The following is a 25813-nucleotide window of genomic DNA, read 5'->3' on the forward strand; positions in this document are numbered from 1 at the left end:
TCAGAAGAGGAGAGGTTTTTTTATGCTTCAACACGAAAAGTCCGTTGTTGTATTCAGCGGCGGCCAAGACAGTACAACTTGCCTCTTTTGGGCTCTGAAGCAATTCCGTGAAGTCGAGGTCGTGACCTTCGATTACGGCCAGCGCAACAAGCAGGAAATCGAGTGCGCCCGCGGAATAGCCGAAGAGCTTGGGGTCAAATTCCACCTGCTCGATATGAGTCTATTGGCTCAATTAAGCCCGAATGCAATGACACGCCATGACATGGACATCGTCCATGAAGACGGCGAGCTGCCCAATACCTTTGTAGAAGGCCGCAACCATTTATTTTTAAGCTTTGCAGCTGTTCTTGCTAAAGGAGTTGGAGCAAGGCATATTATTACCGGCGTATGCGAAACGGACTTCAGCGGCTACCCGGACTGCCGGGACGCCTTCGTCAAATCGCTAAACGTAACGCTGAACTTGGCGATGGATCATAACTTCGTCATCCATACCCCGCTTATGTGGCTCGATAAAGCCGCCACCTGGCAGCTTGCCGATGAACTTGGCGCCTTTGACTACATCCGGGAGCGGACGCTTACCTGTTACAACGGCGTAATCGGCGATGGCTGCGGGGAGTGTCCTTCCTGCAAGCTAAGGCTTGCCGGTATGAATGCCTATCTTGATAAACGAGCAAAGGGGGAGAGCTCATGAGCTTTGTCCCTGGCGAATTTCGCATCGTTGACAAGCTGCAGAAGCTGGGAGAGGACATACCTCATTCCGAATTAAGATACCATAAGAGACGTGTGCTGGTAAGTAAAGAATTTACATTTGATGCTGCACACCATTTACATGCTTATGAGGGCAAGTGCAAAAACTTGCATGGACATACCTATAGAGTTATTTTCGGCATTAGCGGCATACCGGATGAACTTGGCCTCACGATCGATTTCGGCACGATCAAAACGATTTGGAAGCAGGAGATCGAGGGATATCTCGATCATCAATATTTAAACGAGTCGCTACCGCTAATGAATACAACGGCGGAAAATATGGTCGTATGGCTGTATGAGCAAATGGAACAGGCGCTTCAGTCCGACGCTTATCGTTCCTCTTCTCTGCAGGCCAGAACGGAATTCGTTCGCCTGTACGAAACACCGACCAGCTATGCTGAAGCGAGACGGGAGTGGATGAGCGGTGAGTAATCATCAGCAGCCTATCCCTGTCCTAGAAATATTCGGCCCGACCATTCAAGGGGAGGGCATGGTCATCGGTCAGAAGACGATGTTCGTCCGCACCGCGGGCTGCGACTACCGCTGCTCCTGGTGCGATTCCGCTTTTACCTGGGATGGCAGCGCCAAGGATGACATCCGGCTGTTAACAGCCGAGGATATCTATGCCGAGCTGTGCTCCCTGGGGGGAGATCGATTCTCCCATGTTACGCTGTCCGGCGGCAATCCCGCTCTCCTTGGGGGACTCGGTACGCTAGTATCACTGCTTCATGAGAGGGGATTCATCGTCGCAGTAGAGACGCAGGGCTCCCGGTGGCAGGATTGGCTCGCGGAAGTCGACGAAGTAACCCTGTCTCCGAAACCGCCGAGCTCGGGCATGACGACCGACTGGAATATGCTTGACGAGGTGACCTCCAAGCTGTCGGCAAGACCTTATCCTTTGAAACAAAGCCTTAAAGTCGTTGTCTTTGATGATGAGGATTTAGCCTATGCCAAAGAAGTCCATGTCCGCTATCCGCACATACCTTTTTACTTGCAGGTGGGCAACCCAGATGTGAAAAGAATGGATATCCAACAGCATACTGCAGATCTTCTGGAGAGATATGAGCAGCTGATCGACCAGGTTGTCTCCGCCCCAGAATTGAATAATGTGCGCGTGCTCCCCCAGCTCCATGCCCTCGTTTGGGGAAATAAACGCGGCGTGTAGTGTTTATAAGACTAGATACGATCTAATTATCAGGAGGATTTATAATGACTGGAAGACAAAACGATGAGCTTCAGGATTTAACGCTGCTCGGCAATCAAAATGTGCAATATTCTTTTACTTATGATCCCGACATTCTCGAGAGCTTTGATAATAAACACCCGTACCGCGATTATTTCGTAAAGTTCAATTGCCCGGAATTTACAAGCTTGTGTCCGATTACCGGACAGCCTGACTTCGCTACGATTTATATTAGTTATATTCCCGATATCAAAATGGTAGAAAGCAAATCGCTGAAGCTGTATTTGTTCAGCTTCCGCAATCACGGCGATTTCCATGAAGACTGTGTAAATATCATTATGAATGATCTGATTAAACTGATGGATCCAAGATATATCGAGGTCTGGGGCAAATTTACACCGCGAGGCGGCATTTCAATCGACCCGTACTGTAACTATGGGCGTCCTGGCACGAAATACGAGAGTATGGCTGAGCAGCGTCTGATACAGCATGACATGTATCCGGAGAAAATTGACAACCGGTAAGGTACACCCAAAATCGTAACCGAATACCGGAGTTTCAAACGGCTGCAATCTGTTACAATGGTATAAATAGTTGAGTTGAAATGATTGCAACCTATTCCGGAGGGAGAGACTGCCTTGAAGCCGAAAGTATTCATTGCCCGCAACGTTCCGAAAGAAGTGGAAAACTATATCGCTAAACATTGCATCTATGACAAATGGGATCGTCCAGAGCTTATCCCGAGAGACGCACTGCTGGCCAGTCTGTCCGATGCTGAGGGACTGCTCACCTTTGGCGGCAAAATAGATGCAGAGCTGCTTGATCACGCCCCGAAATTAAAAGTCGTCAGTACGATGAGCGTGGGCTACAATCACTTTGATCTTGCGGCGATGAAAGCCCGCGGCGTCATGGGGACCAATACGCCCGACGTATTGAATGAAACCGTGGCCGATTTAATATTCGCGCTGATTCTAGCTTCGGCCCGCCGAGTTACCGAGCTCGATCGCTACGTGAAGGAAGGACAATGGAAGCGCGGCAACAACCAGAATTTATTTGGCCTAGACGTCCATCACAAGAAGCTGGGGATTATCGGTATGGGCGGCATCGGGGAAGCCGTTGCCCGCCGGGCAACATGGGGGTTCCAGATGGAAGTCCTGTATCATAACCGCAGCCGGAAACCAGCCGCTGAATCGGAGCTTGGAGCCACCTATTGCTCAATGGACAAATTGCTTCAGGAAGCCGACTTCATCGTCCTGATGACGCCGCTGACGCCAGAGACGCAGCGCCTGATCGGCGAGCGGGAATTCGGACTGATGAAGCCATCAGCGATCTTCATTAATGCCTCCCGCGGGCAGACTGTGGATGAGCAGGCTCTCATCAGCGCATTGGAGCAGAAAACAATATATGGCGCAGGTTTAGACGTTTTCGAACGGGAGCCTATATCCCCAGATAACCCTTTATTGAAACTGCCTAATGTTATTACCCTGCCCCATATCGGCTCGGCAACGAGCAAGACGAGATTCGACATGGCTATGCTCGCTGCGCAAAATATGGTCGCTGCCCTCAACGGCCATATTCCGCCACAGCTCGTTAAGGAACTGCGGGCTTAAGGATACCTGGCATTTGCATATCATAAAATATAGGGATGGAATAGGAGTCAACTCCCAATCCATCCCTTTCTTTGTTCTGCCTACTATTTACTTCTCCTCCAGCCCTAGAAGGGAGCCGAATCCACAGGCATCATGTTTCGATTTTTCCATAATCGTCACCCTATACACTACGACGATTGCTCCAATTGAGACCTTCGCTTGCCTTGCGGGGAAATGCGATCATTCGGCATGATGAATACGACCAGGATGGCTAGTCCGGCGGGAATCAGTGCCCACATAAATGTATGGGCAATAGAGGTGGACAGAGCCGATGTTATTTTCTCCAAAATCTGCGGCGGAATTTGCACCCTCCGCTCCGGGGATAATGCTTCCCTCAAATCGCCGAAGGCTTCCGCGGATACTCCTGCTCCTGCGCTCTCTCCACCAAATGCCCGCTTCATTTCATCAGCAACTAAATTTCTTTGTACTATCCCAAAAATCGTAATTCCCAGAGTCATCCCCAACGATCGCAAGAAGGAATTGGTGGATGTGGCTGCCCCACGCTGACGCATATCGAAATGATGAACAGCAGCCATGCTCAGCACCGAAAAGGAGTAGCCTACCCCAAATCCGGTCAAAATGCTATAAAGCGTAAGCAGAAACCGGGTAGTTTCATTTGTAATCGTGCTTAATGCAAAAATACCGCTCACAAAACAGAATACGGAAATAAACATGATCGTCTTATACGATAGCCGCGTAGATAAAAATCCACCTAACATACTACCTATAACCGATCCAATCATCATCGGCATAAGTATCATACCCGAGTTCGTCGCAGAACCCCCAAATACGCCCTGTACATAAATAGGGATGAACACTGTCGCGACAATAAACACACTGCCGTAAAGCAATGCGAGTGCGCTGCTCGTCGCGTAAAGCCTATTCCTGAACATATTAAATGAAATAATGGGCTCCTCCGCCTGCGTCTCTATGAACAGGAAAGCTATAAATAATACGGTAAAGCCAGCAAACAAGCTTAGGATTACGGTTGATCCCCAAGGATAGGTTTCTCCACCTAGTTCCAGCGCAAACATCAGACACACGACGGAAGCAACAAGCGTAAATGCCCCGCCCCAATCGATGCGCTGCTCGGAACGCAACAAGGATTCGCGATAGAAGACGATTATTAATCCGAGACAGACCAGCCCAATCGGCACATTGATCAGGAATACCCAATGCCAGCCTAGTCTATCGGTAATATAAGCACCGAGCAATGGGCCAAATATGCTGGAGGTTCCGAACACCGCCCCGAGCAAACCCGTCATTTTACCGCGCTTCTCCAAGGGAAATATGTCATAAATTATTGTAAAAGCAATCGGCATCAGCGCCCCGCCGCCAATCCCCTGGATAGCTCTGTAAATGCTCAGCTGCATTATGCTTTCCGCCATGCCGCACAGCACAGAACCAACTAAGAACGTAATAATCCCGAATATAAAAAAACGTTTGCGACCGTACATATCGGAGAGCTTCCCAAATACTGGAGTACCGGCCATAACGGCAACCATGTACGCCGAGGTTACCCATACGAACTGGTTCATTCCGCCAAGCTGCGACACAATCGTACCCATTGCCGTCGTAACGATCGTATTATCCATGGCTGACATTAGTATCGCCAGCATCAGACCGATTAAGATGAGAGAGGTGTTATCCTTCTGTTTCATATTCAAATTAGGTATGCCCCTTTAACTTTTTCAAATTTTGTTACTTGCTTCTGTTGTTTATTTTATTGGAAAAAGACGGAATGTAAAGCTTCCGACAAAAATTTGTAATACGACAAAGTACGAGTCTTACTTACAAATATTGTAATAATATGATACAATTGAACCGTGATCACAGCCTCATCCATTTCAAGCCTGGCATAGATTATCCTTATCATGAGGATGTCCTGAAAGAGGACGTCTTTTTTCTTGAAAGTATTTATTACCTATATCGTACCCGCGAAGCGATCTAAATCTCATCTTTTATCCTAGAAATGAATAATTACGTTTTAAAGAGAGGGAGGTTCACGATAATGAACTCCAAATGGACCATACTGGAACAAAAAATGCGGGAGGTAGGCATACAGACGTTAATTATAACCGATCCCAAACATGTCTATTACTTGACAGGCTTTCTAAGCAACCCTCACGAACGATTTCTGAGTGCCGTATTCTCCATCGGCAAGCAGCCCTTCCTGCTCGTTCCCGAGCTGGATGAAGAAAATGCCCGATCTGCTGCAGACACCATGGCAGTCGTAACGCACAGGGATACGGATAACCCTTATGAAGTATTAAAAAATAATCTTAAATGCTCCGTCGGCACGATCGGCTTTGAAAAGGACCATATGTCGGTTGCCCGATTCGAGCAGTTGCAGGAATCCCTGTCCTTTGCCAGATATTTAGATGTTGGCCCATGGCTTCGCCAGCTTCGCAATCGCAAATCAAAGGAAGAAATCAGCAAAATTCGACATGCCGTGGCCCTTATTGAACAAGTGCTGCTGGAGACCCTGCCCCATGTAAAAACTGGCATCACAGAAAATGAACTTGTCGCAGAAATCGAATACCTGATTCGTAAAGTAGGCGCTGAAGGCCCGGCCTTCGATTCCATGGTGCTGTCTGGAAAGAAAACCGCTCTTCCCCATGGAGTGCCAGGCCATCAGCCGATAGCAAATGGCGACCTGCTGATGTTCGATATCGGACTATATGCTGACGGTTACGCATCGGACATTACGCGCACCTATGGCGTTGGACACTTGACCGAGCCGCTACAGCAAATGTATAATACGGTGCTCGCCGCTAATGAAGCAGCAATCCAGGCCATTAAGCCCGGCGTATCTTATGCCTCGATTGACAAAGCTGCCCGCGACGTCATTGAGGAGGCCGGATACGGCCCCTACTTCATTCACCGACTCGGGCACGGTCTCGGGATCGATGTTCATGAATTTCCCTCCGTCCATGGGGAGAATGAGCTGCTTCTTGAAGAAAGCAACGTATTTACGGTCGAACCCGGGATTTACGTGCCTGGGGTCGGAGGCGTTCGCATCGAAGACGACGTTGCCGTAACCGCTACAGGAGTAGAAGTGCTAACTACACTCCCCAAAGAGCTTACTTATTTATAACACCGCAACCAACCTGAAGCAGGGGTTGTCCAGAAGGTCAGTAAAAACGGACTGCTGGCAACCCCTATTTGTAATAGTAATCTATTTTCTGCATTGAATACAGCAGCGTGATTTACCGTTCAACTAGCAGCTGATCGCGATGCTCCGGCAACCGGATGGACATGTCAGGCTACTCCACTTATGCTTCCTCCCTCTCCTCTTGATGGAAATTTCTGGCGATGTATAGAAAAGGAGTACCCGCTGCGGTCAATACAAATTTCACGACATACGTCGTCAGCAATATTTCCGTCCAAATTTGCAAACTATATTGCCCCGCAAAAGCAATCGTACAGAAGATCAGCGTATCCACAAAAGAACTGATCAACGTACTGCCATTGTTACGAATCCACAGCTGTCCCCGGCTCGGATAGAATTTTCGAATCCAGGAAAACAACCGGACATCCAGAAATTGGCTAACGAAATATGCCGTCAAACTGCCGAGCGCAAGCCTTGGCATCCATCCAAAGATCCTCTCTAAAGAAGAGTGGGCCAAGTCCTCAGGCTGAGGCGTAAATACTAGTGCCATCTGCATCAGGATCGTCGTCATAATCAGGGTAAAGAAACCAAACCACACCGCTTTCTTAGCTTCGCCTCGGCCGTATTTTTCATTTAGCAAATCACTGGTCATGTATAAGCTAACATACATCGTATTGCCGAGGGTCATAACAATTCCGAACATTTCAATCGTCTTCACCACTTGAATGTTGGCAATGACCGTAGCAACGCCAATCCAGGCATAAAGCCCCTTTTTGCCGAACCAGCGATAGCATATCAAGAAAAATGCGAAATTAACGATGACGAACAAAACACCCCATCCGAGGTTATACATCAGACTTCCTCCCTATTTTTGAATTCATATGAGTGTAAAATGAGTGTGAAAAACGTGAAAAATTACTGGAATAAAGAATGTTTTCAAAAACCTATTTTCAAAATGGGGGAACTTGCTATAATATATGACTAATGAACCAATGGTTAATAACTTATCTAGGTTTATGGAAGGAGGGTTCTAGCAATAAGTATTGACCTACAAGGAACACATAATTTTAGGAGGAAATAATGTCATGCTCGGAATCAAGCACTCAATCAGCCGCAAATTCATGACAACCTTTACCGTTGTCATCATCTTATCTTCCCTATTGTTTAGCATCAGCTTTTATTTCGTATCCATGGGGATCATCAACAAAAACGTTCTGCCCCAGTTTGACAAGGTTCTACATACTAGTACGCAGGATATTTATCGCAACCTTAATACAACGATGTCCCTCCAACTGCTCAATGGGGGAGAAAACTCCCGCTTTGGCGTAGAAGCCTACTTAACGAAGAGTGTGGAGGATTTTCAATTACATACAGTTTATCTAGTTCATCTTCAAGATGAGCAAGCCACAGTCATTGCGACCAGCTCCGGCTCTACCCTAGAAACCTCTGACACCATAGCCATTCAAGATGCGATGAGGCAAGCATCAGCTGGCAAAATAGCGATTAGCGAATTATACCAGGACCAATTTGGCTACCATAAGACGGCTTATCTCCAGGTTCCAGGAAGTGATCTGCTGTTGGCCGTCGGAATAGATGCTACCTTTATCAAGGAAAAGCAGACGGAAATTTTATGGATCTGCCTTGGCATTACTGCCGTAATTATATTTCTCGGCATTACCGCAGCCTATATGGTCAGCAAACGAATTACTAAGCCAATCAGGAACCTGGCACAGGTCACGGAGAAAATGGCACATGGCGATTTCCGGCAAACGATTGAGGTTCAAGGCCATGATGAGTTAGCCCAGCTGGCAGCAAGCTTCCGCACCATGACAGAGCAGCTTAAAGGAATGATCACCAATGTCCTTCATACTTCCCAGACGGTCGTTAATACATCAGACAACTTGCTTGCATCCGCACAAACCTTCGAACAATTAATTTACAGCTCAAATGAAGCTACGCAGCAAGTGGAAGCAGGCAGCTCTACGATTGCCACAACTGCTGCAGAAAATGCGAGAGCCATGGAGGAAATTTCTGCAGGCATTCATCATATCGCGTCTTCCTCGGCAGAAATCACCGAGAAAATTGGGGAAGCATCGGATAAAGCCATATCAGGCAACCAGATCGTTCATGATGCTGTCACTGAAATGCTCCAAGTCGAGGAAGCGGCCATGGAATCCATGAACCATATTTCGCTCATGAACGAACGCTCCGCAGCGATTGCCCAAATCGTTGGAACGATCATGGAAATCAGCAAGCAGATTAACATTCTAGCGCTCAACGCTGCCATTGAATCAGCCCGTGCCGGTGAACATGGAAGAGGCTTTGCAGTCGTAGCCGAGGAAATACGCAAGCTCGCCGAGCAATCCCGCATCGCTACGGACGAAATCGGTGACTATCTTCTCGCCATTCAAGATGAAGCCAGCAACTCTGTACGTGCAATGCAGCGTGTCAGCGATGAAATCCAATCTGGAACGTCTCGCGTTAAGAGCGCAGAAGAAGCTTTTTCTCAGCTGGCAGCATGGATTCAAAACATTAACTTGACCGTACAATCCATCTCTTCTTCCACCCAACAGGTCTCTGCAAGTGCAGAAGAAGTGACAGCTTCTGTAGAAGAGGCAGCAAATATCACCGCGAAATCCCTCGTCACGATCGAGGAAATTGCCCATAACTCCGCAAAGCAAGCGGACGAAATCAATGACCATGCCAATGCCGTGCGTAACCTGCATGAAGGTGCACTTTCCTTACGTGAGTCCGTCCGTCAATTTATCATCTGATAAATCCGTACAAATTATGAAAAGTAATGCCGTGCTATGGAATAATAGCACGGCATTACTTTTTATCTGCCAAAAATAATAACGGCAGCCAATAGCACCACTGCCTCTAACCCTTCATTCAAAGCACCATACACATCACCTGTTAATCCGCCTAATCTCTTGCTGATCCTAGCCGCCGCCAGCGTGCCGACGAAGCATACAATACACGGTACGATCAAATAATAAATCAAGAAGAGCATCCAGGAAACAGGCGGTATCAGCCACCAGGCTACTAGCGTCAATCCGAGCGCCGATAGCAATAGAGCGACTATAGTTGAAATGGTGATATCACCTGCCGTCTGCCCATGAAAGCGCTCCGCAAGTCCCTCGCCTTCCCGCGCCGTCGGCCAGACTTTTAATGCATAGGTCATAAACCAGCGGCTCCACACGGTTGCCATCAACAGCGCGGCGCCTATGTAGACAAAACCAGAACCTATTAAGGTTGCCAGAAGAGACATTTTAAAGAGAAGGAGCAATACGCAAGCAATAACTCCCATAGCGCCGACTCGACTGTCCTTCATAATCTCCAGCATCTTCTCCCTGCTGCGATAGCTAAGCAGCGCATCAGCCGAATCCATCCAGCCGTCAAGATGCAGACCCCCGGTCAGCCAAATCCAAGCCGCAAGTGTAACAACTGCCGCGGGCATCGGCGGCAGAAGCCAAGCGGAGAGTGCAGCGACCACGCTGAGCACAGCGCCGATGGCGAAGCCCACGAGCGGATAATGCTTCACACTGCGCCTCAGCACCTCTGGCGTGAAATCCACTTCGAGCGGAACAGGGATTCGCGATAAAAACTGGAACGCCGCCGCAATCGGCCGATCCTTACTTTTATTGCGGTTCATGCTTCTGTTCATAGCTTATACTCCCTGCTCTTTAGTTCGATCGGAATGCCTGCGGTAACGAGAAATACCTGTTTTGCGATTGTGGCTAAACGCCGATTCATGACGCCGGCCAAGTCCCGATATAGCCGCCCCAAAGGATATGCGGGAACAATGCCACTACCCACCTCGTTGGTCACCACCACTATAGTTCCGTTATAACTGGCGATCGCTTCCATCAGCCGATCTATTTCCTCCATTGCCTTGGCCTCACCATCCGTTTGCTCGCCAACAGAGAGCAGAACATTAGACAGCCACAGCGTCAAGCAATCGATCAGTACAGCTGGAGAGGGTTCGACTTCAGGATCAGAATGCGCTGCCCCCATCGCCTCCCGCCCAGTATCGCTTAGCTTCGTCAGCAAATCGCCTAGTTGGAGCGGCTCTTCGATCGTCTCCCAACTATAATCTGTCGTCTCTCGCCCCTGACGATGCAATGCTATCCGCTGTTCCATTTCGATATCGAAGGCTTGAGCTGTGGCGATATAATACGCCCTGCCAGCATGCTTCATGCACCAGCGTTCGGCAAAGCTGCTTTTTCCGCTGCGAGCTCCGCCCGTCACCATGACGATCACTTTGTATTCACTCCATTATCCATGCCAGCCGATGGCTCGCCTGAGGAAATTCCCGCACTTTCAAAGGTAGCCATTTCCTTCATAATCCGGCAGGCTCCATCAATCAAATGAAGCGCAAGGGCGCCTCCGGTTCCTTCTCCAAGCCGCATATCAAGCTCAAGCATCGGAGAGAGGCCAAGCGCCCGCAATACCTGAATATGCCCAGGCTCCTGCGAATGATGGGAAGCAACCATATAATTTACCGTCTCCGCGCATAATTCCTTAGCGATTAAAGCGGCTACACTGGAAATAAATCCATCGATAACGACAGGACAACGATAAGCTGCTGCGCCTAATATGACACCAGTTAAACCTGCAATTTCCAGGCCACCCACTTTGGATAGGACATCCAGTGGATCTTGGGCATCCGGTTGATTCAACGCGATAGCCCGCTCAACTACAGAGGCTTTGTGATGCAATGTCTGCTCATCGATGCCTGTACCCCTTCCCACACACTCCAAAGGAGCAATGCCCGTCAGCACGCTCATCACCGCAGCGCTGGCTGTTGTGTTGCCAATTCCCATTTCACCTGTCACGAACAATGTTGTACCTTTATCCACAGCATCCTTTACGACAGCAACCCCAGTCAATAGAGCGGCCTCTGCTTCATTACGGCTCATCGCTGGACCAGCAGCCATATTGGCCGTTCCCATTCTAACCTTACGAACAAGCAGATCCGGGTGACTCAACTCGGCATTAACTCCGACATCCACACACAGTACATCAGCACCTGCTTGACGGGCAAACACATTAATTGCCGCCCCGCCAGCCAAGAAATTCAATACCATTTGTGGAGTAACCTCAGCCGGAAAAGCACTAATCCCTTCCTCACATACACCATGGTCTGCGGCCATCACGATAATTGCACGCTTATCAAAGCTTGGCTTCACTTGTCCTGTGATTCCAGCAAGCTGAATCGCCAGCGCCTCCAGCTTTCCAAGGCTGCCCGGCGGCTTGGTCAAACGATCCAAATGCTCCGCTGCCGCTGCCGAAGCCTCCCTTTGCAAAGGCGATACTAACTTGATAACGTCTGAAACGGAATAACTCATTTTATAACCCCTTCCTCTAATTTCACTTCAGCACAACTAATCATTAACAGCCACTCTTCCTGCTAGATCCCGTGCTCGTTTCGCAACAGCAGTTGGGGTACCTGGCGATCCGGATGCATCACGGCATAAGAGTCCACTTCAAAGAGTGACTTCACTATTTCCGGGGCAATAATTTCACTCGGCTTTCCTCTGGCCACGACCTTTCCTTCACGCAATGCAAGCAGCTTATCACAATACAATGCAGCCAGATTCAAATCATGCATTACTGCAATGACGGTTAATTGTTCAGCCTGCTGCCAGCTGGAGATCAATTCCATAAACTGCATTTGATAGTGAATGTCGAGATATGTCGTCGGCTCATCCAGCAGGACGACCTCCGGCTGCTGCGCCATCACTTTGCCAAGTGCAACCCGCTGTCTCTGCCCGCCACTCAGCACATGCAATGGCTTGTTCTCCAGTCCCTGCAGGTCTAGGCGGTTTACGATCTCGTCAAGCAACGCCGCCGCACCGTCTCCCGTTTCTTGTCCCCGCCAGTTTTGAAAAGGAAATCTGCCCATTTCCAGAACCTGACGCACTGGAAAAGCCATCGGCGGCAAACCATCCTGCTGAAGTACAGCCAGCTTCCTTGACAAAGCTTTGCGTCCATAAGATGGAAGTGACTTGCCCACTAGCGAAATATCCCCAGCCTCCGGTCTCTCAACACCTGACAAGAGGTTTAACAGCGTCGTTTTTCCGCTGCCGTTGGGCCCGATGATGCCCCAGAACTCTCCCCGCTGAACATGCCAATCGACTCCCTTTAGCACCGTTTGCCGACCATAGGTCTTGCATACGCCTTGAACATGAATCATTGCAGCTCCTCCATTCTCCGCTTCTTATTACGATATAGCAAATAAGCAAAGAAGGGAGCGCCCACAAATGCCGTAACAACACCAAGCGGTATTTCTGTAGGGGCAAGCACCGTTCGGGCTGCAAGATCGCTCCACATCATAAAGATTCCCCCGCCAAGCGCGGAGAGCGGAATAATCAAACGATAGTCCGGACCGGTCATCAGTCTGATCATATGCGGTATGACCAGCCCAACAAAGCCGATCACCCCAGACACAGACACAGCAGCCGCAGTCATCAGAGTAGCTACCAGCAGTACAAGCACCTTGGTTCGATCGACATTCAGCCCGGAGTGAGCCGCATGACGTTCTCCCAATGCAAGCAGGTTCAAGCTACGGGCTTTACTCCACAAAAACAGCATTCCAATGACCAAATATGGGAGAAGGATGATCGTATACGACCATCCACGCAAACTTAAACTCCCCATTGTCCAGTACATAATTTCATTGATAGTCTTCTTCGACATTGCCGTTAAAAACGACACAATCGCCCCTAGAAAAGACTGCATAACCACACCTGACAAAATGAGGCTCTCAATCGGGATTTTTCCGTTCTCCCTAGCGAGCCACATGACAACAAGCAGTGTACATGCACCTGTTACAAACGCAACTATCGGGAGCGTGAATACACCGACCAACGAAAACTGCCAGCCAAAAAAAATAAGTGTGGCAGCACCGACCGCAGCTCCCGAGGAAACGCCCAATGTAAAGGGATCAGCCAGCGGATTGCGAAGCACACCTTGAAATGCGGCACCGGCCACTGCGAGTGAACCTCCGACTAACATGCCCAGAAGTACTCGTGGCAACCGAACCTGCAGAACGATCTGCTCTGCCGATATATCCCAATCTGATGTTATCAAGCTGCCGATTCCTGGCAGCTGCTGAAGCAAAATACCTATAATCTGGCCGGTGGGCAGAAAGACGGATCCAACGCCGATACAAATCAGCAAAGTAACAGCCAGAAGTATCATGCCCGCCACTGCGTATCCTGCCAATTTCTTCGTCATTGCGGGATCAATTCCGGATAAATGGCTTTGGCAATTTCAATTAACCCCTGAGTAACGCGAGGGCCGGGACGGCTTAATAAATTATCATCAATCCCAATAACCCGATCCTCCTTGACGGCCGTGATTTGATCCCAACCACCGCGAGTCTTGATCATTTCGCCGATCGTTTTATTGTCCTCATAGCGTATGTTCCCGCCAAATAAAATAACATCGGGGTTAGCCTTAATAATATTTTCTTCGTTAATTTCATTCCAGCCTTCAAGATCCGATGCTACGTTCTCGCCTCCAGCCAGCGTGATCAATTCATCCATATACTCGCCTTTACCGACCGTCCAGCCCGGCGAAAACTCAATGTATACTTTTTTGCGTTGATCCGGCGTTAACGTTTTAACAGCATCCAATACGAGATCGCGTTCTTTTTCCATTTGCCCTACCACTTCTTCAGCTTCTTTTTTCCGGTCAGTGATCTCGCCAATTGCTCTAATATGAGCCAGCGTTTCTTCCAATTTGTTCGGGTTGGACTGATAAACCTTAACACCAAGATCGGTTAAGCTTTTAACGGTTGCCGGGTCGATCAGGCTGCCCACCACCACAACCAAATCCGGCTTTGCGGCGATGACGGCCTCAACGTTAACCTGGGAACCGCCCATTCTTGGCTTATCCTTTACGGCTTCGGGATAATCGTCGTTGTCAGATACGCCCACGATTTGTTCATCAAGACCCAAAGCAAATAATCCTTCCGTCTCAGAAGGAGCCAGCGATACGATCCTTTGAGGAGCAGCCTCAAAAGTAAACTCCGCACCTGTTGAATCCGTCACCGTCAAAGGATAGGTTGTTTTTTGCGCATCGGATGCTGGCTGCTCCTGCTCGCTCTGTCCCGTTTGATTGCTCTGCTCCTGCTGGGCAGGTGTACTGGTTGCGTTATTGTCTTGCGTGTCCTTAGTGTCCTTGCCGCACGCTGCCATCACTACGAGTACAACTACTAAAACCAAAATACCCCAATAATGCCTAAATTTATCCATCCTTCTCTCTCCTTATCGGTATCTTTTAATACCCATAAATTTTAGCTATTAAATGGAAAATTGAGGGAAACAAGAAAAACCCCATCCGCTCAGGATCGGGCTACGTCTACAAGACTATACACACTGTTCAAGCATCCGGCTTGTCCAGTATATAGCTCTATCAGCAGAACGTCTTCCTTTCCTCGAAGGAACGTCTCTTCTTCCCGTAGGCAGGTCTCCTGACTCCAGGTTATCGATTCAGCTCGCCTTCCCATCCTCGAAGCTTCACTCCAATCCAGGCGTACTGCGCTGGCTATAGCGGTGATTCAACGAATGACAGTGGCATTATGAGCTTCATCCCTGTTTACAGTGGCGGGACCGTGCCGGAATTTCACCGGCTTCCCTTTTAACCCGAGACGTCAGTTGTGGATCAACTGCCGATTCGGGACCTACGGATTCTTTCCATTCATTTCACTAAGCATTCTAGCATTAGCGTCTGTAATGGATTATAGGCGAAAACCGCCCATCTGACAATCATTTATACCCTCTGCCGCGGCTCACATAACCAAATATGTCTAATGAAAGAACTTTTTCTGACCGTTCCGTAATCACGAATCATAAGGCCCGATCGAGTCAGTTCCTCCTCAAGCGGTTCCGTCGACACGATGACAGCTCTTTGACTAAAACGCTCTATGCTGCCCAGCATTTGTTGACGCTCCTCCGGAGAAAGAACGGAACATAAATTATAGGGCATATCCACGATAGCTGCATCATAAGGCTCGTTCACTTCATTCAGGTCACCTAGAATAACCCTTCCATCGTCATACCCGAAATGCCGTAAATTCATCTTCGCCCCCCGAACAGCCAGCGAATTAATATCCCTGCCTACAATATCGATCCCCATAGATAACGCCTCAACCATCACATTCCCCATCCCGCAGCATGGATCAATCACCTTCACGGCATGCGGATCAGGAACCGCTATGTTGACTAATGCTCTAGCTACGGGCGTACTGAGCCCGGTGGAATAATTGCGCGGCTTATTTTTATGACGAAGCCATACCGGCTCCGCTTCATGGAAAATCCCAATCGACCAATGACCACGGATTGAGATCAGCCCAAAAGTTATGTCCGGTCTGCGCATTTCCGCCTTGCCGCGAATTCGCCCCCCTATCTGCCGCTCGATGTCACGCTGCTCTTCATAGGTCCGTAAATCTCCCCGCTTCATACAGATAACTTTAAAGGTTCTATCATTCAAACGCAGCTCAGCGACTTGCGCTGCAATGCTGTCCAAGCTGTCTCCCGTGAATAATATATCCATTCGAGAAGAAATAAAGGGGCTTCGGCTCAGATCAATCTGCCTAGTCGTTTCTACATACCCTGCGCTTCCCGGACGCTGCCCAAACAAAGCTTCCAGCTCCATTTCACACAGCCGCCGCTCATTGTCATGACAGGCATAAATATAAATATACCGATCAATACCATCTCTACACATCGTGATTCATGCCTCCACCTTCATCTTCCTGGATTACGCTGTTTAAGCCCTTGGCTAATAACACCTGCACAGTAACCTCTAACTATTAGCCCTGGCAATCGTACCGGCATCATCCTAGTCTTCCCATTTCTGCAGCGCTTCTGCCAGCAGCCGATACCCCTCCAGCCTGGCTGTATAGTCAGGAATAGGCGAAACGATCAGAAACTCATGATTGCTATACTCATGCTGTAACTCCTTAAGCTTAAAATATACGCTATGCGGCATGCCGATAATGTTATGGAATGAACTTCGCCCCGTTTGGCCTGCAGTATTATCCAACACTTGCTCCCAGTGTGCCGCCTCTTCTTCCGTAGCAGCACATACAACGCTTACGGCAAGCATCGTCTTTGGCTCGCTCTGCAATGCGGTTGGCCTAAAGCTAGCTCGATAAGAGTCAAGTACATCAGTACCGTCCCGCTCACTCATAAAATGGCCGAAGACATAGCCCGTTCCGAATTTCGCGGCATATTCAGCACTCTTCATGTTCGTTCCAAGCATCCATACCACGGGTTCGATTTGCGGTTCTGGACGCGCAATTACAGCATGTCCATCATACTTATAATTGTTCTGAAGCAGCTCTAGTAACGAGCCAATCGTCTTCGGAAGCTCCGCGACCCGCTTCAGAAAATTGCCGCTCAAAGCCATAACAGCATGAGCTTCTCCCCCGGGCGCCCGCCCGAGCCCCAGATCGACCCGGCCAGGATAGAGGGCAGCAAGCAGCCGGAACCATTCCGCTACTTTTAGCGGACTGTAATGAGGCAAGAGAACAGCTCCGGAGCCAAGGCGAATTCTTTCCGTCTTGGCCCCGACATGAGCAAGCAGCACTTCAGGCGAGGAAGAAGCCAAGCCGGGCATATCATGATGCTCAGCCGTCCAATATCTCGCATAGCTCCACTTCTCTGCATGCTGCGCCAAGGCCACAGCTTGTCTCAGCGCCTCTTCATCGGTACTCTCCGGCAAGCGGGGTACCAAATCCAGTACACTAAGCTGTAATGGCATATGTGTACTGGCTGTTATAACCGGCATGCGCATCACTTCCTTATCGTTGTTAGTTCGGCTATTTTTGCCCGCCTATATATTTAGCCTCAGAATACCGCCAGCCTTCATCTGCGTATCCCAAAACCCCTTCTTAGGTAGCAGTAGAGAGGCAACGAGTGAGATGACACCGCCATGGGTAATGACCAAAATCCGCGCTTTCTCTCCAGTATTTGCCCGAGCATCTTGATTCACTATATTTGTCCATTCTTGAACTACCTCAGCAACCCGCCGTTCGAATCGTTTCCATGCTTCTCCCTCAGGCGGGATAACTGACTGCGGGTCGTCGATCCACGCACGATAATGCGGATCTTCCTTCAGCATCTCATAGGTCTGGCCTTCCCAGTGTCCGAAGTTCATTTCCCGCAGTCGCGAGTCATAGCTCGCTTGTCCGACAAGATCCGGTCTGACCCGGGCCAGCGTCTGACGGCAGCGCAGAAGATCACTGCAATATATAGATGAAAAGGAAATACCTGCCAGCTCCCGTTCAAGAGCGCACAATTCGGAAGCTTCATCGTCAAGCAGGGCCATATCCGAGTGTCCCTGATATCGCCGTTCCATATTCCAGCGCGTTCGTCCATGACGGGCAAGCCACAGCTCTGCTGTATGATCCCTTGGTTTTTCCAATCCCCATCACCTCCTGAGCAGCTTTATAAGTTATCGGAAATTGGCACCGCGCCAGGCTTTATGCGAGGAGCCTGACGTAACAAAACGGGGGCTATAAATATTAGCGGGCTTCTCGGCATTAGGCTGTTATGACCCGTTAAACCCGCAGCTCAATACCAGAATAAGCAATGTACCAAGCACTACAAAGGCATTCGATACCCAGTAGAGCATGCGGCCCGTTCTTGGAATGTCATCGGCCTCCAGTTCTCGGCTCTTATCCCCCATATATGTGCGGAAAGAAACCACGCCGTGGTACGAATTTTCACCCCCGAGGCGAACCCCCAGCGCCCCGGCAACGGCTGATTCCGGGTACCCGCTGTTCGGACTCGGATGAGACGCAGCATCGCGCCGCACCATAGCAGCGGCGCCTTTGGCATTGAAGCGGAGAAACCAGGCCGCGGCGATCAGCAGCAGAGCCGTCAATCGTGCGGGGATATAGTTCGCCATATCATCAAGCCGCGCCGACGCCCAGCCGAGATCAATGTATTTATCGTTTTTGTAACCGACCATCGAGTCTAGGGTATTCACGGCGCGGTAAGCCATCGCCAGCGGGGCTCCACCCAGCAGCGCAAAGAAGAGAGGGGAAATGACAGCGTCGACGATGTTCTCGGCGACGGTCTCGACGGCGCCGCGCGCCACCTCCGGCTCGGAGAGATGGGCGGTGTCGCGACCGACGATCATGCCGAGCGCGCGCCGCGCGGCAGGCATGTCCCCAGCGCGCAGGTGGCCGCATACCTCCATGCCGGCTACCTGCAGCCCCTTAGCCGCGATGGTCGTAGCGATCAGCGCAGCCTCGGCCAGCGCGGCGAGCCACGGGCTGACCTGGGCCAGCAGCAGCAGAACGGCCCAGGTCAAAGCAAAGCTGCCGCCCACAACGAGCAGCGGCAGCAGCAGCCCCGCGGCCCGGTAGGCGCGGGGCTTCACCAGGCGGCGAATAGCCGCCTCGATCGCGGCGATCGCCTTCCCCATCCCGACGACGGGATGGGGAAGCCAGCGCGGATCACCGAGCAGCCGGTCAAGCGCGTACGCGACCGGCAGCACCCACCACGCGGCCGTCATTTCGGCGCACCTCCGGCCGCGGCCAAAGATTCGCGAACCGCGTCGTACACCAGGCGGCCAATAGCGCCGCCCAGGTCGGTCGCGGTTCCCGCGTAGGCGTGCAGCAGCGGCCATTCCGCCCGCTGGCTGACGCCCAGCATGACCGCATCCGTTGTCGTACCGGTTGCGGTCAGGCCATTCTCGGCATCGCGCACGCCGAGATCGCCAAGCGCGGCCGCTTTCGCCTCCGTCGCCGTAATGACGGCGTTCACCATGGCCGCGGGAGTCATTCTGCCGTCAACAACCAGCAGAATATTTATTGTTCCCGGCGTCCATGAAGCCGGGAACGTCGTCCGCTGCACTCCCGCTCGGGCCGCATTGGACACACCCGCTGTTGCGCAGCACAGCACCCCAAAATCGGGGCCCTGCTCCTCAACGACTGCCGCGTGCTTCAACTGCACCGCTGTCAATAATCCAGCCGTCCCTTGCTCAGGATACCCCCACCCCACTAGCAAATTCCGGATATCCTGCACTGGATCGTCACAACGGTAGAACCGATCCACATAAATGTTCGCATATCTTTCCACCGAGCTCATTCCACCCCCGTATATTGCGCTGCCTATACTCTCCATCGGGCCCGGCGCTTCCAGCAGAATATGGCGCTCTTTCCGATATATCTTCAATCCCGGCCATATTTTCGCGTGGTAGACCCCCTGTCCGCTCGGATCGGATCGAACCAATGGTTGATTGGGATCGGATTGTTCCTTTAAATCAAATCGCTCCCCTCGATCCAACTGGTCGTTAAAATCAGTTCTGCCGGTTGGATTGTTTTCATATGTCTGGTTCGTTTGATTATTTTGAACATGCAAAAAAGGAGTCGTCATCCCTCGCCACCTCCAATAATCAGCTGCATCTCCCCGATCAGCAATGTATTGGCCGCCCGATCCTTCACTGCGACGCGAATATGGCCCTCGTCCAGCCCTGGATACATCGCACAGCTTCGCACAAGCACACCACGTCGTCCAAGCGCCTCCTGCATGCTGCCGGCCGTCCAAGGCGCTGGAAGCTTCAAAAGAAGGTAGTTGGCTTCCCCAGGTGTTACCTCGCAGCCCAAGCGTCCCAGCTCCGAGGCAAGATACTTCCGTTCCTTAGCAATGGCGGAGATCGTCGCTGTTACATATTCTTCCCCAGCCTGAAGGCTGATCTCCCCTGCTCGCAGCGCCAAAATATTGACGCTCCAAGTCACCTGCTTGCTCCTCATCGCGGCGATTATTTGTGGATGTGCGATACCATAACCAAGCCGCAGTCCGGGAATCGCGTAAAACTTCGTCATGGACCGAACGAGGATGACATGCGGATATTGCTCCAGCTCGGGCAGCAGCGATTGGCGGCGTTCCGCGGGAATAAAATCGATAAAGGCCTCATCCAATACAAGATAAGTCTTCTGCTGCTCCGCGGACTCCGCAAGCAGCCGCAATTGCTCCACCTCATATTGAACTCCGTTGGGGTTGTTCGGCTGGCCGAGGAACACCAGGTCGCTCGACGCCATAAGCTTTACAATTTGCTCGGGGGCTGCTCGGTAGTCCCGCTCTGCAATGCCGTAAACCATCTGAACCTCAGCTCCAAATTGCCGGGACAGCGTTTCATATTCGGAGAAGCAGGGCTGTACAACGCCAACCTTATTCGGTGCTAACGCCAATAAAATAAGACTCATGATTTCCGCCGCGCCGTTGCCGACGCAAATTGCCCCCTGCGAAGCCCCGTGACGCTCGGCCAACATAGAAAGCAGGGCCCGATGGCCCGGATCAGGATACCTCACAATCTCGGGCAGCGCTGCCTGCAGCGCCTCCAGCATACCGGGCGGCGGCCCGAGTGGGTTAATGTTTGCACTAAAGTCGGTGAATTGCCCCGGCTCAAGACCGTATCGCAGTGCTGCCGACTCTACATCTCCTCCATGTCCGTACACTTCCAACATTTTGCCATTCCTCTTTTCCATAAACCATTAGTATGTCTTGGCAGTTTTTCGCCCGCAAGTTCAATGCCCTCATTATGAGGTGAATGCCTATCCTACGTCAATGTTGGTCGAATGCACGTCTTCCATTAAATGAAAAATGCTGAATACCGCGTTTTTCCCTTTGGTTTCGGTCTCTAATTGGTTTACAATAAATACGGTAGGATATTTCAAATTACATTTAAAATATAGATCTGATGGAGGAAGAGTCATGCTATTTATTGATAACCAGGGAATTACCGATGCCTCGGTCAATCTGGCCATTGAGGAGTACGCGCTGAAGCATCTTCCACTCGAAGATGACAGCTATTTGCTGTTCTATATTAATGCACCGTCGATCATTATCGGCAAGCATCAGAATACGATTGAGGAGATTAATCTCGATTACGTCAAAGAGAACAACATTCAAGTCGTACGCCGTCTGTCCGGCGGCGGAGCGGTCTACCACGATCTCGGGAACTTGAACTTCAGCTTTATTACCAAGGACGATGGACAATCCTTTCATAACTTCCGCAAGTTTACACAGCCGGTCGTTGAGGCTCTGCAATCTCTCGGGGTCAATGCGGAGATGACCGGACGCAACGATCTGCAGGTCGGCGAACAGAAAATATCCGGCAACGCCCAGTTCTCCACGCGCGGACGTATGTTCAGCCATGGCACGCTCATGTTCAACTTGAATCTCAATGATGTCGCCGCTTCGCTCCATGCGAATCCGGAGAAGTTTAAATCCAAGAGCACCAAGTCCGTGCGCAGCCGGGTAGCCAACATCATCGATTTTCTAGAGCATAAAATGACGATCGAAGAATTCCGCGCCGAGCTGCTGCGGCATATTTTTGGCATGGATGCGGACAAGGTTCCGCAATATCATTTAAACGAGAACGATTGGAGCAAGATTCACGAAATTTCCAAGGAACGCTATAAGAACTGGGATTGGAATTTCGGTTTGTCCCCGGAATCCAATGTGAAACATACGAAAAAGTTCCCGATCGGTATCATTGATCTTCGTATGGATATTAAGGATGGCCATATCCATGACATTAAAATTTACGGCGACTTCTTCGGGGTAGGTGACGTCGCCGATATTGAGGACAAGCTTCGCGGAGTGCGTCACGAGGAGCAAGCCGTGCGGGAAGCGCTGGCCGACATTGATATAAAGCACTATTTCGGCAATCTGGAGTTCGATGATTTCGTAGGCCTGGTCTTCCTGAAAGAATAGCAAGGGTGAAGGAATAGAGTAGCAACGTGTAATATAAATAATACGCGGCAGAGGAGATACCTAAACGATGTACAAACTCATAGCAATTGATATTGATGATACTTTAATCAATGATGATAAAGAGGTTACCCCGGCAACCCAACAAGCGTTAGAAGAAGCCATTACTGCTGGGGTGGTCGTTACACTAGCCACGGGGAGAGCTTATTCCTCCGCTCAAGCTGTTGCCCGCCAAACCGGTCTGAATGTGCCAATTATTACATACCAGGGCGCCTACGTAAAAAATCTATTGGATGAAGAAGTGCTATACGAGCGCTATCTTCCTCTGGAAGCAGCCAGCAGATTATTCGAGTATTGCTTGGAGCATGATCTGCATTTGCAAACGTATATCGATGATAAGCTGTACTCCAGAGAGGAAAATCAGAAGCTGATCGATTATACTTCCCTCAACAACACCGAATATTTTATCGAGCCGGACTTTGCCAAGCTGGTTGCTCAGCCAACGCCAAAAATGCTAATTATCGACGAGCCCGATTACCTGGATGAAATCGCTCCGGTTCTCCGCGAGCTGCTGGGACCTGAGGTGCATATTACTAAATCTAAACCGAACTTCCTGGAATTCATGCACCATGAGGGAACTAAAGGCCATGCATTGAAATTTATCGCCCAACATTTCGGCTGCGATCTGAAGAATACGATTGCGATCGGCGATTCCTGGAATGACCACGAAATGCTGGAAGCCGCAGGACTTGGCGTCGCCATGGGCAATGCGATCCCGGCACTGAAGCAAATCGCGGATTATGTAACTTTGAGCAATAATGAAGATGGGGTTAAGCGCGTCATCGACAAGTTTATTTTTAACCGGGAATCCTAAGTGCTGTTTCAAGGATCAAGAAGAACCTCGCCATTTAACTAGCGGGGTTCTTTTTAACGTCGTGTTATATACTTTATTTTGTCGTATTATATAATTTTCTTCAAGCTTGCTCTGCCTTGCCTTCTTGCTCCAACAAAACAGTTCTTCCCGAATAAGCCAGCTCCACATCTTCGGGGAGTCCATAGTCGCGGCAGCGCAAATCAATATCATGCGACATATGAGTGAACAGGGAATACTTCGGCTGAATCTCCTGCAAAAGCTGCATTGCTTCTTTCATATCGTAGACTGAGCGGGTCGAAAATTCGGCCTTTTCCTCGTAAAAGCTCGTGCCAAGAATAAGTAAATCCAAGCCGTGAAGTGGCTTCTTCTGCTCCTCCGGGAGCGCGATTGCATCTGAGCAATAAGCCCAAGTATATCCCTGCTTAGTCAGCCGGTAGGCATAGGAGAAGCCATTCTTACCATGAAAGACCTTCCAGCCTTCGATGTGCCATCCTGCCAGTTCCAAGCCCTGATCTACAGCGTGCATATCCAGCTGCCCCGGCAGCCAGGGATATTGACGTAAAATCATGTCAATCACTTCCTGTGGCGCATACAGCTGTCCCCGGCGATTTAACCAACGACAGGAGTCCGCCCATTCCGGAAGTCCCCCGATATGATCAAAATGAGCATGCGTCACCAGAATATGCTCAACATAGCGCAGGGCATGACGCTCCATCGCCTCACGCCAATCCGGGCCACAATCGATCAGAAATGTCCCGTCTACACTTTCGAGCATCACGGATGAGCGAAAGCGCCGATTGATTCCCCGATGTCTCGCCTCCTGGCATACCTCGCATTCACAATACACCCTAGGTACGCCCATTGCGTCCCCGGTTCCCAAAAACGTTAGTTGATCTGCCTTTTTAGTCATCCTGTTTTGTTCACCTCGTTACTCAGTAAGCTTTTTGGTACAATTATGTTTATTATAGCGAGCCATTCAAGCCACTTTCCCTTTATAAATCCAGGATATTCCTGCCTCCGGCATCGTGCCTGGTTCATCATAACATAAGTTTTCTGCCTAAATCCTCTGTCATCTGAATGTATTCCGTCCTTCTTCTACTGCTCCTTGCCTCACTGATTCTGACCCTCATTCATTCTGACCTCATTAAAAATAACCGCCCTGAATTTATCAAGGACGGTTATTTAAACGCCGCATCTTCACTAGAAAAAATTATGATTTTACACTCGCCTAACTTAGATCATTACGGTTAACGGTTCTGCTTTTAACGGATTCTCTACAATCCAGCTCTTCTCATCATTAAACAGATAGGCCCGATGCACAAGTACCCGTACCTCCTGGCCCGCGTGGAGTGTCTCCTTCTCCAACGAACGGAACGTCGTCAGCTTATGCCCACTGACCTCGACCTCAACAAGCCATTCACTACCGCGGAAATGCAGATGCTTCACGATCGCCGGTGCCGTAGCCGATTTCAAAATGAACTCCTGCTCGGTTCCCACCTCGATATATTCCGGGCGAATAAAGGCACGGATACCAGGCCCCTCCGCCTCCTTCTCAAAGCCTTTCAAATCAGAGGCTCTTTCCACTAGTGTAGACTGGCCGATAAATGAAGCTACAAACGGCGTATGCGGCTCTTTATAAATATCCCATGGCGTACCCTTCTGCTCCAGGCGGCCCTGGTTTATGATCATGATTTCGTCCGCTACCTCAATAGCCTCATCTTGGTCATGAGTAACGAAAATAGAAGTAATCCCAACACGCTCAATCAGATCACGAAGCCAGGAGCGCAGCTCCTTCCGTATCTTGGCATCGATCGCCGCAAACGGTTCATCGAGCAGCAACAGCTGGGGCTCCGGCGCCAAAGCCCGGGCGAAAGCAACGCGCTGGCGCTGTCCTCCCGACAACTGATGCGGATAGCGCTGCTCGAAGCCTTTTAACCCCGTAAGTTCCACTAGCTCCATGACCCGTTCTTTAATCTTGGCTTTGGGAACCTTCTTTATCTGAAGCCCAAAGGCTATATTATCGAACACCGTCATGTGTTTAAATAATGCATAGCTTTGAAATACGAAGCCGATCCCGCGCTCTTGCGGAGCAAGCGCGTTCACCCGCTGACCATGAAACAAAATCTCTCCAGAATCAGGCTGTTCCAGACCTGCCAAAATACGCAAAATAGAAGTTTTCCCCCCGCCGCTCGGCCCAAGCAGACCGATAAGCTGCCCTTTTTCGATTCCAAAACTAACGTCTTTTACCGCATGAAAGTTCCCAAAATGTTTATCCAAGTTCCTTACTTCTACATGCATTCAGGTCACACTCCTTCGCTCGATCCCAGTTTACAGCTTCATATATTATTCTTATGAATTTACTCGGTATTATGTCATAAAAATACTTTACCAAACCCTGCCTTTACCGTCAATCCACTACTTTTCATAATTTTATATTCACATCCAATCCTGATCCATGAAGCATTTTTAACGGTGCTGAATAGGAGTCTGAATCCTGGAATGATT

Annotated in this window: 25 protein-coding genes and 1 riboswitch; of the genes, 9 read left to right on the forward strand and 16 right to left on the reverse strand. The window is 50.0% G+C overall.

Annotated features, from left to right (window positions below):
• Window positions 1–22 precede the first annotated feature (22 nt).
• The 5 genes from queC (at window position 23) to EIM92_RS20560 (ending at window position 3543) form a co-directional block, all read left to right on the forward strand.
• Window positions 23–691 carry a 7-cyano-7-deazaguanine synthase QueC gene (queC, locus tag EIM92_RS20540; protein ID WP_125084426.1) on the forward strand — a complete coding sequence of 223 codons (669 nt, stop codon included), beginning with the start codon at window positions 23–25 and terminating at the stop codon, window positions 689–691.
• Complete coding sequence (gene queD, locus EIM92_RS20545) at window positions 688–1182, forward strand: 6-carboxytetrahydropterin synthase QueD (RefSeq protein ID WP_125084427.1); 495 nt, start codon at window positions 688–690, stop codon at window positions 1180–1182. Before queC ends, queD begins: the two co-directional genes overlap by 4 nt.
• Entirely contained in the window at window positions 1175–1915 is a 741-nt protein-coding gene (gene queE, locus EIM92_RS20550) for a 7-carboxy-7-deazaguanine synthase QueE (protein WP_125084428.1), read from the forward strand. The genes queD and queE overlap by 8 nt, the downstream gene beginning before the upstream one ends.
• A 44-nt stretch (window positions 1916–1959) precedes the next feature.
• Window positions 1960–2457, forward strand: coding sequence for a preQ(1) synthase (queF, locus tag EIM92_RS20555; protein ID WP_125084429.1), 498 nt, complete (start codon window positions 1960–1962; stop codon window positions 2455–2457).
• 114 nt (window positions 2458–2571) lie between these two features.
• The gene (locus tag EIM92_RS20560) at window positions 2572–3543 is read left to right on the forward strand and encodes a 2-hydroxyacid dehydrogenase (RefSeq protein WP_125084430.1); all 972 of its coding nucleotides are present in this window, start codon (window positions 2572–2574) and stop codon (window positions 3541–3543) included.
• Window positions 3544–3710: 167 nt separating this feature from the next.
• Here the strand turns inward: EIM92_RS20560 and EIM92_RS20565 are convergent, their stop codons facing one another.
• Window positions 3711–5243, reverse strand: coding sequence for an MDR family MFS transporter (locus tag EIM92_RS20565; protein ID WP_125084431.1), 1533 nt, complete (start codon window positions 5241–5243; stop codon window positions 3711–3713).
• Window positions 5244–5593: 350 nt separating this feature from the next.
• Here EIM92_RS20565 and EIM92_RS20570 point away from each other — a divergent pair, with 350 nt between their 5' ends.
• On the forward strand, window positions 5594–6679 hold the full coding sequence (locus EIM92_RS20570) for a M24 family metallopeptidase (protein WP_125084432.1): 1086 nt from the start codon (window positions 5594–5596) through the stop codon (window positions 6677–6679).
• Window positions 6680–6857: 178 nt separating this feature from the next.
• Here the strand turns inward: EIM92_RS20570 and EIM92_RS20575 are convergent, their stop codons facing one another.
• Entirely contained in the window at window positions 6858–7547 is a 690-nt protein-coding gene (locus EIM92_RS20575) for a queuosine precursor transporter (protein WP_125084433.1), read from the reverse strand.
• 232 nt (window positions 7548–7779) lie between these two features.
• Here EIM92_RS20575 and EIM92_RS20580 point away from each other — a divergent pair, with 232 nt between their 5' ends.
• The gene (locus EIM92_RS20580; RefSeq protein WP_125084434.1) at window positions 7780–9468 is read left to right on the forward strand and encodes a methyl-accepting chemotaxis protein; all 1689 of its coding nucleotides are present in this window, start codon (window positions 7780–7782) and stop codon (window positions 9466–9468) included.
• Window positions 9469–9530: 62 nt separating this feature from the next.
• Here EIM92_RS20580 and cobS read toward each other — a convergent pair whose 3' ends face one another.
• From cobS to cobD, 12 genes are all read right to left on the reverse strand, one after another.
• Window positions 9531–10361 carry an adenosylcobinamide-GDP ribazoletransferase gene (gene cobS, locus EIM92_RS20585; protein ID WP_246021087.1) on the reverse strand — a complete coding sequence of 277 codons (831 nt, stop codon included), beginning with the start codon at window positions 10359–10361 and terminating at the stop codon, window positions 9531–9533.
• Entirely contained in the window at window positions 10358–10957 is a 600-nt protein-coding gene (cobU, locus tag EIM92_RS20590; RefSeq protein ID WP_125084435.1) for a bifunctional adenosylcobinamide kinase/adenosylcobinamide-phosphate guanylyltransferase, read from the reverse strand. The genes cobS and cobU overlap by 4 nt, the downstream gene beginning before the upstream one ends.
• Window positions 10954–12045 (reverse strand): nicotinate-nucleotide--dimethylbenzimidazole phosphoribosyltransferase, encoded by a 1092-nt coding sequence (gene cobT / locus EIM92_RS20595; RefSeq protein WP_125084436.1) that lies wholly within the window; start codon window positions 12043–12045, stop codon window positions 10954–10956. The genes cobU and cobT overlap by 4 nt, the downstream gene beginning before the upstream one ends.
• 62 nt (window positions 12046–12107) lie before the next feature.
• Window positions 12108–12893 (reverse strand): ABC transporter ATP-binding protein, encoded by a 786-nt coding sequence (locus EIM92_RS20600; RefSeq protein ID WP_125084437.1) that lies wholly within the window; start codon window positions 12891–12893, stop codon window positions 12108–12110.
• Window positions 12890–13936, reverse strand: a complete 1047-nt coding sequence (locus EIM92_RS20605) for a FecCD family ABC transporter permease (RefSeq protein ID WP_125084438.1) — start codon at window positions 13934–13936, stop codon at window positions 12890–12892. The genes EIM92_RS20600 and EIM92_RS20605 overlap by 4 nt, the downstream gene beginning before the upstream one ends.
• Window positions 13933–14958: an ABC transporter substrate-binding protein gene (locus tag EIM92_RS20610; RefSeq protein ID WP_125084439.1), complete on the reverse strand. Its 1026-nt coding sequence runs from the start codon at window positions 14956–14958 to the stop codon at window positions 13933–13935. The genes EIM92_RS20605 and EIM92_RS20610 overlap by 4 nt, the downstream gene beginning before the upstream one ends.
• Window positions 14959–15149: 191 nt before the next feature.
• Window positions 15150–15405, reverse strand: a riboswitch (cobalamin riboswitch).
• A gap of 70 nt (window positions 15406–15475) precedes the next feature.
• A complete protein-coding gene (locus tag EIM92_RS20615; protein ID WP_125084440.1) occupies window positions 15476–16432 on the reverse strand; it encodes a methyltransferase domain-containing protein in 957 nt (318 codons plus the stop codon).
• 114 nt (window positions 16433–16546) lie between these two features.
• Window positions 16547–17497 carry an MsnO8 family LLM class oxidoreductase gene (locus EIM92_RS20620; protein ID WP_125084441.1) on the reverse strand — a complete coding sequence of 317 codons (951 nt, stop codon included), beginning with the start codon at window positions 17495–17497 and terminating at the stop codon, window positions 16547–16549.
• 45 nt (window positions 17498–17542) lie between these two features.
• On the reverse strand, window positions 17543–18133 hold the full coding sequence (locus tag EIM92_RS20625; protein ID WP_125084442.1) for a histidine phosphatase family protein: 591 nt from the start codon (window positions 18131–18133) through the stop codon (window positions 17543–17545).
• A 126-nt stretch (window positions 18134–18259) separates the two neighbouring features.
• A complete protein-coding gene (cbiB, locus tag EIM92_RS20630; protein WP_125084443.1) occupies window positions 18260–19231 on the reverse strand; it encodes an adenosylcobinamide-phosphate synthase CbiB in 972 nt (323 codons plus the stop codon).
• A complete protein-coding gene (locus EIM92_RS20635) occupies window positions 19228–20094 on the reverse strand; it encodes an adenosylcobinamide amidohydrolase (protein ID WP_125084444.1) in 867 nt (288 codons plus the stop codon). The genes cbiB and EIM92_RS20635 overlap by 4 nt, the downstream gene beginning before the upstream one ends.
• Window positions 20091–21185, reverse strand: coding sequence for a threonine-phosphate decarboxylase CobD (gene cobD / locus EIM92_RS20640; RefSeq protein ID WP_125085297.1), 1095 nt, complete (start codon window positions 21183–21185; stop codon window positions 20091–20093). The genes EIM92_RS20635 and cobD overlap by 4 nt, the downstream gene beginning before the upstream one ends.
• 247 nt (window positions 21186–21432) lie before the next feature.
• Here cobD and lplA point away from each other — a divergent pair, with 247 nt between their 5' ends.
• Both lplA and EIM92_RS20650 read left to right on the forward strand, forming a co-directional pair.
• Entirely contained in the window at window positions 21433–22437 is a 1005-nt protein-coding gene (lplA, locus tag EIM92_RS20645; protein ID WP_125084445.1) for a lipoate--protein ligase, read from the forward strand.
• Between the two features lie 67 nt (window positions 22438–22504).
• Window positions 22505–23308, forward strand: a complete 804-nt coding sequence (locus tag EIM92_RS20650) for a Cof-type HAD-IIB family hydrolase (protein WP_125084446.1) — start codon at window positions 22505–22507, stop codon at window positions 23306–23308.
• 100 nt (window positions 23309–23408) lie between these two features.
• Here EIM92_RS20650 and EIM92_RS20655 read toward each other — a convergent pair whose 3' ends face one another.
• Window positions 23409–24218 (reverse strand): MBL fold metallo-hydrolase, encoded by an 810-nt coding sequence (locus EIM92_RS20655; RefSeq protein ID WP_164515166.1) that lies wholly within the window; start codon window positions 24216–24218, stop codon window positions 23409–23411.
• A 323-nt stretch (window positions 24219–24541) separates the two neighbouring features.
• Window positions 24542–25606 (reverse strand): sulfate/molybdate ABC transporter ATP-binding protein, encoded by a 1065-nt coding sequence (locus EIM92_RS20660; protein WP_125084447.1) that lies wholly within the window; start codon window positions 25604–25606, stop codon window positions 24542–24544.
• Between the last annotated feature and the right edge of the window lie 207 nt (window positions 25607–25813).

The organism is Paenibacillus lentus (genome assembly GCF_003931855.1).
Lineage (GTDB): Bacteria > Bacillota > Bacilli > Paenibacillales > Paenibacillaceae > Fontibacillus > Fontibacillus lentus.

Bases quoted from the DNA above. Each gene is read 5' to 3' on its own strand.
- EIM92_RS20610 (WP_125084439.1), bottom strand. From the start codon at position 14,958: ATGGATAAATTTAGGCATTATTGGGGTATTTTGGTTTTAGTAGTTGTA.
- EIM92_RS20620 (WP_125084441.1), bottom strand. From the start codon at position 17,497: ATGCCGGTTATAACAGCCAGTACACATATGCCATTACAGCTTAGTGTA.
- EIM92_RS20635 (WP_125084444.1), bottom strand. From the start codon at position 20,094: ATGACGACTCCTTTTTTGCATGTTCAAAATAATCAAACGAACCAGACA.
- EIM92_RS20565 (WP_125084431.1), bottom strand. From the start codon at position 5,243: ATGAAACAGAAGGATAACACCTCTCTCATCTTAATCGGTCTGATGCTG.
- EIM92_RS20655 (WP_164515166.1), bottom strand. From the start codon at position 24,218: ATGACTAAAAAGGCAGATCAACTAACGTTTTTGGGAACCGGGGACGCA.
- queC (WP_125084426.1), top strand. From the start codon at position 23: ATGCTTCAACACGAAAAGTCCGTTGTTGTATTCAGCGGCGGCCAAGAC.
- EIM92_RS20605 (WP_125084438.1), bottom strand. From the start codon at position 13,936: ATGACGAAGAAATTGGCAGGATACGCAGTGGCGGGCATGATACTTCTG.
- cobT (WP_125084436.1), bottom strand. From the start codon at position 12,045: ATGAGTTATTCCGTTTCAGACGTTATCAAGTTAGTATCGCCTTTGCAA.
- EIM92_RS20600 (WP_125084437.1), bottom strand. From the start codon at position 12,893: ATGATTCATGTTCAAGGCGTATGCAAGACCTATGGTCGGCAAACGGTG.
- EIM92_RS20650 (WP_125084446.1), top strand. From the start codon at position 22,505: ATGTACAAACTCATAGCAATTGATATTGATGATACTTTAATCAATGAT.
- EIM92_RS20580 (WP_125084434.1), top strand. From the start codon at position 7,780: ATGCTCGGAATCAAGCACTCAATCAGCCGCAAATTCATGACAACCTTT.
- queD (WP_125084427.1), top strand. From the start codon at position 688: ATGAGCTTTGTCCCTGGCGAATTTCGCATCGTTGACAAGCTGCAGAAG.
- EIM92_RS20615 (WP_125084440.1), bottom strand. From the start codon at position 16,432: ATGTGTAGAGATGGTATTGATCGGTATATTTATATTTATGCCTGTCAT.
- lplA (WP_125084445.1), top strand. From the start codon at position 21,433: ATGCTATTTATTGATAACCAGGGAATTACCGATGCCTCGGTCAATCTG.
- cobS (WP_246021087.1), bottom strand. From the start codon at position 10,361: ATGAACAGAAGCATGAACCGCAATAAAAGTAAGGATCGGCCGATTGCG.
- EIM92_RS20660 (WP_125084447.1), bottom strand. From the start codon at position 25,606: ATGCATGTAGAAGTAAGGAACTTGGATAAACATTTTGGGAACTTTCAT.
- cbiB (WP_125084443.1), bottom strand. From the start codon at position 19,231: ATGACGGCCGCGTGGTGGGTGCTGCCGGTCGCGTACGCGCTTGACCGG.
- queF (WP_125084429.1), top strand. From the start codon at position 1,960: ATGACTGGAAGACAAAACGATGAGCTTCAGGATTTAACGCTGCTCGGC.
- cobD (WP_125085297.1), bottom strand. From the start codon at position 21,185: ATGTTGGAAGTGTACGGACATGGAGGAGATGTAGAGTCGGCAGCACTG.
- EIM92_RS20570 (WP_125084432.1), top strand. From the start codon at position 5,594: ATGAACTCCAAATGGACCATACTGGAACAAAAAATGCGGGAGGTAGGC.
- EIM92_RS20575 (WP_125084433.1), bottom strand. From the start codon at position 7,547: ATGTATAACCTCGGATGGGGTGTTTTGTTCGTCATCGTTAATTTCGCA.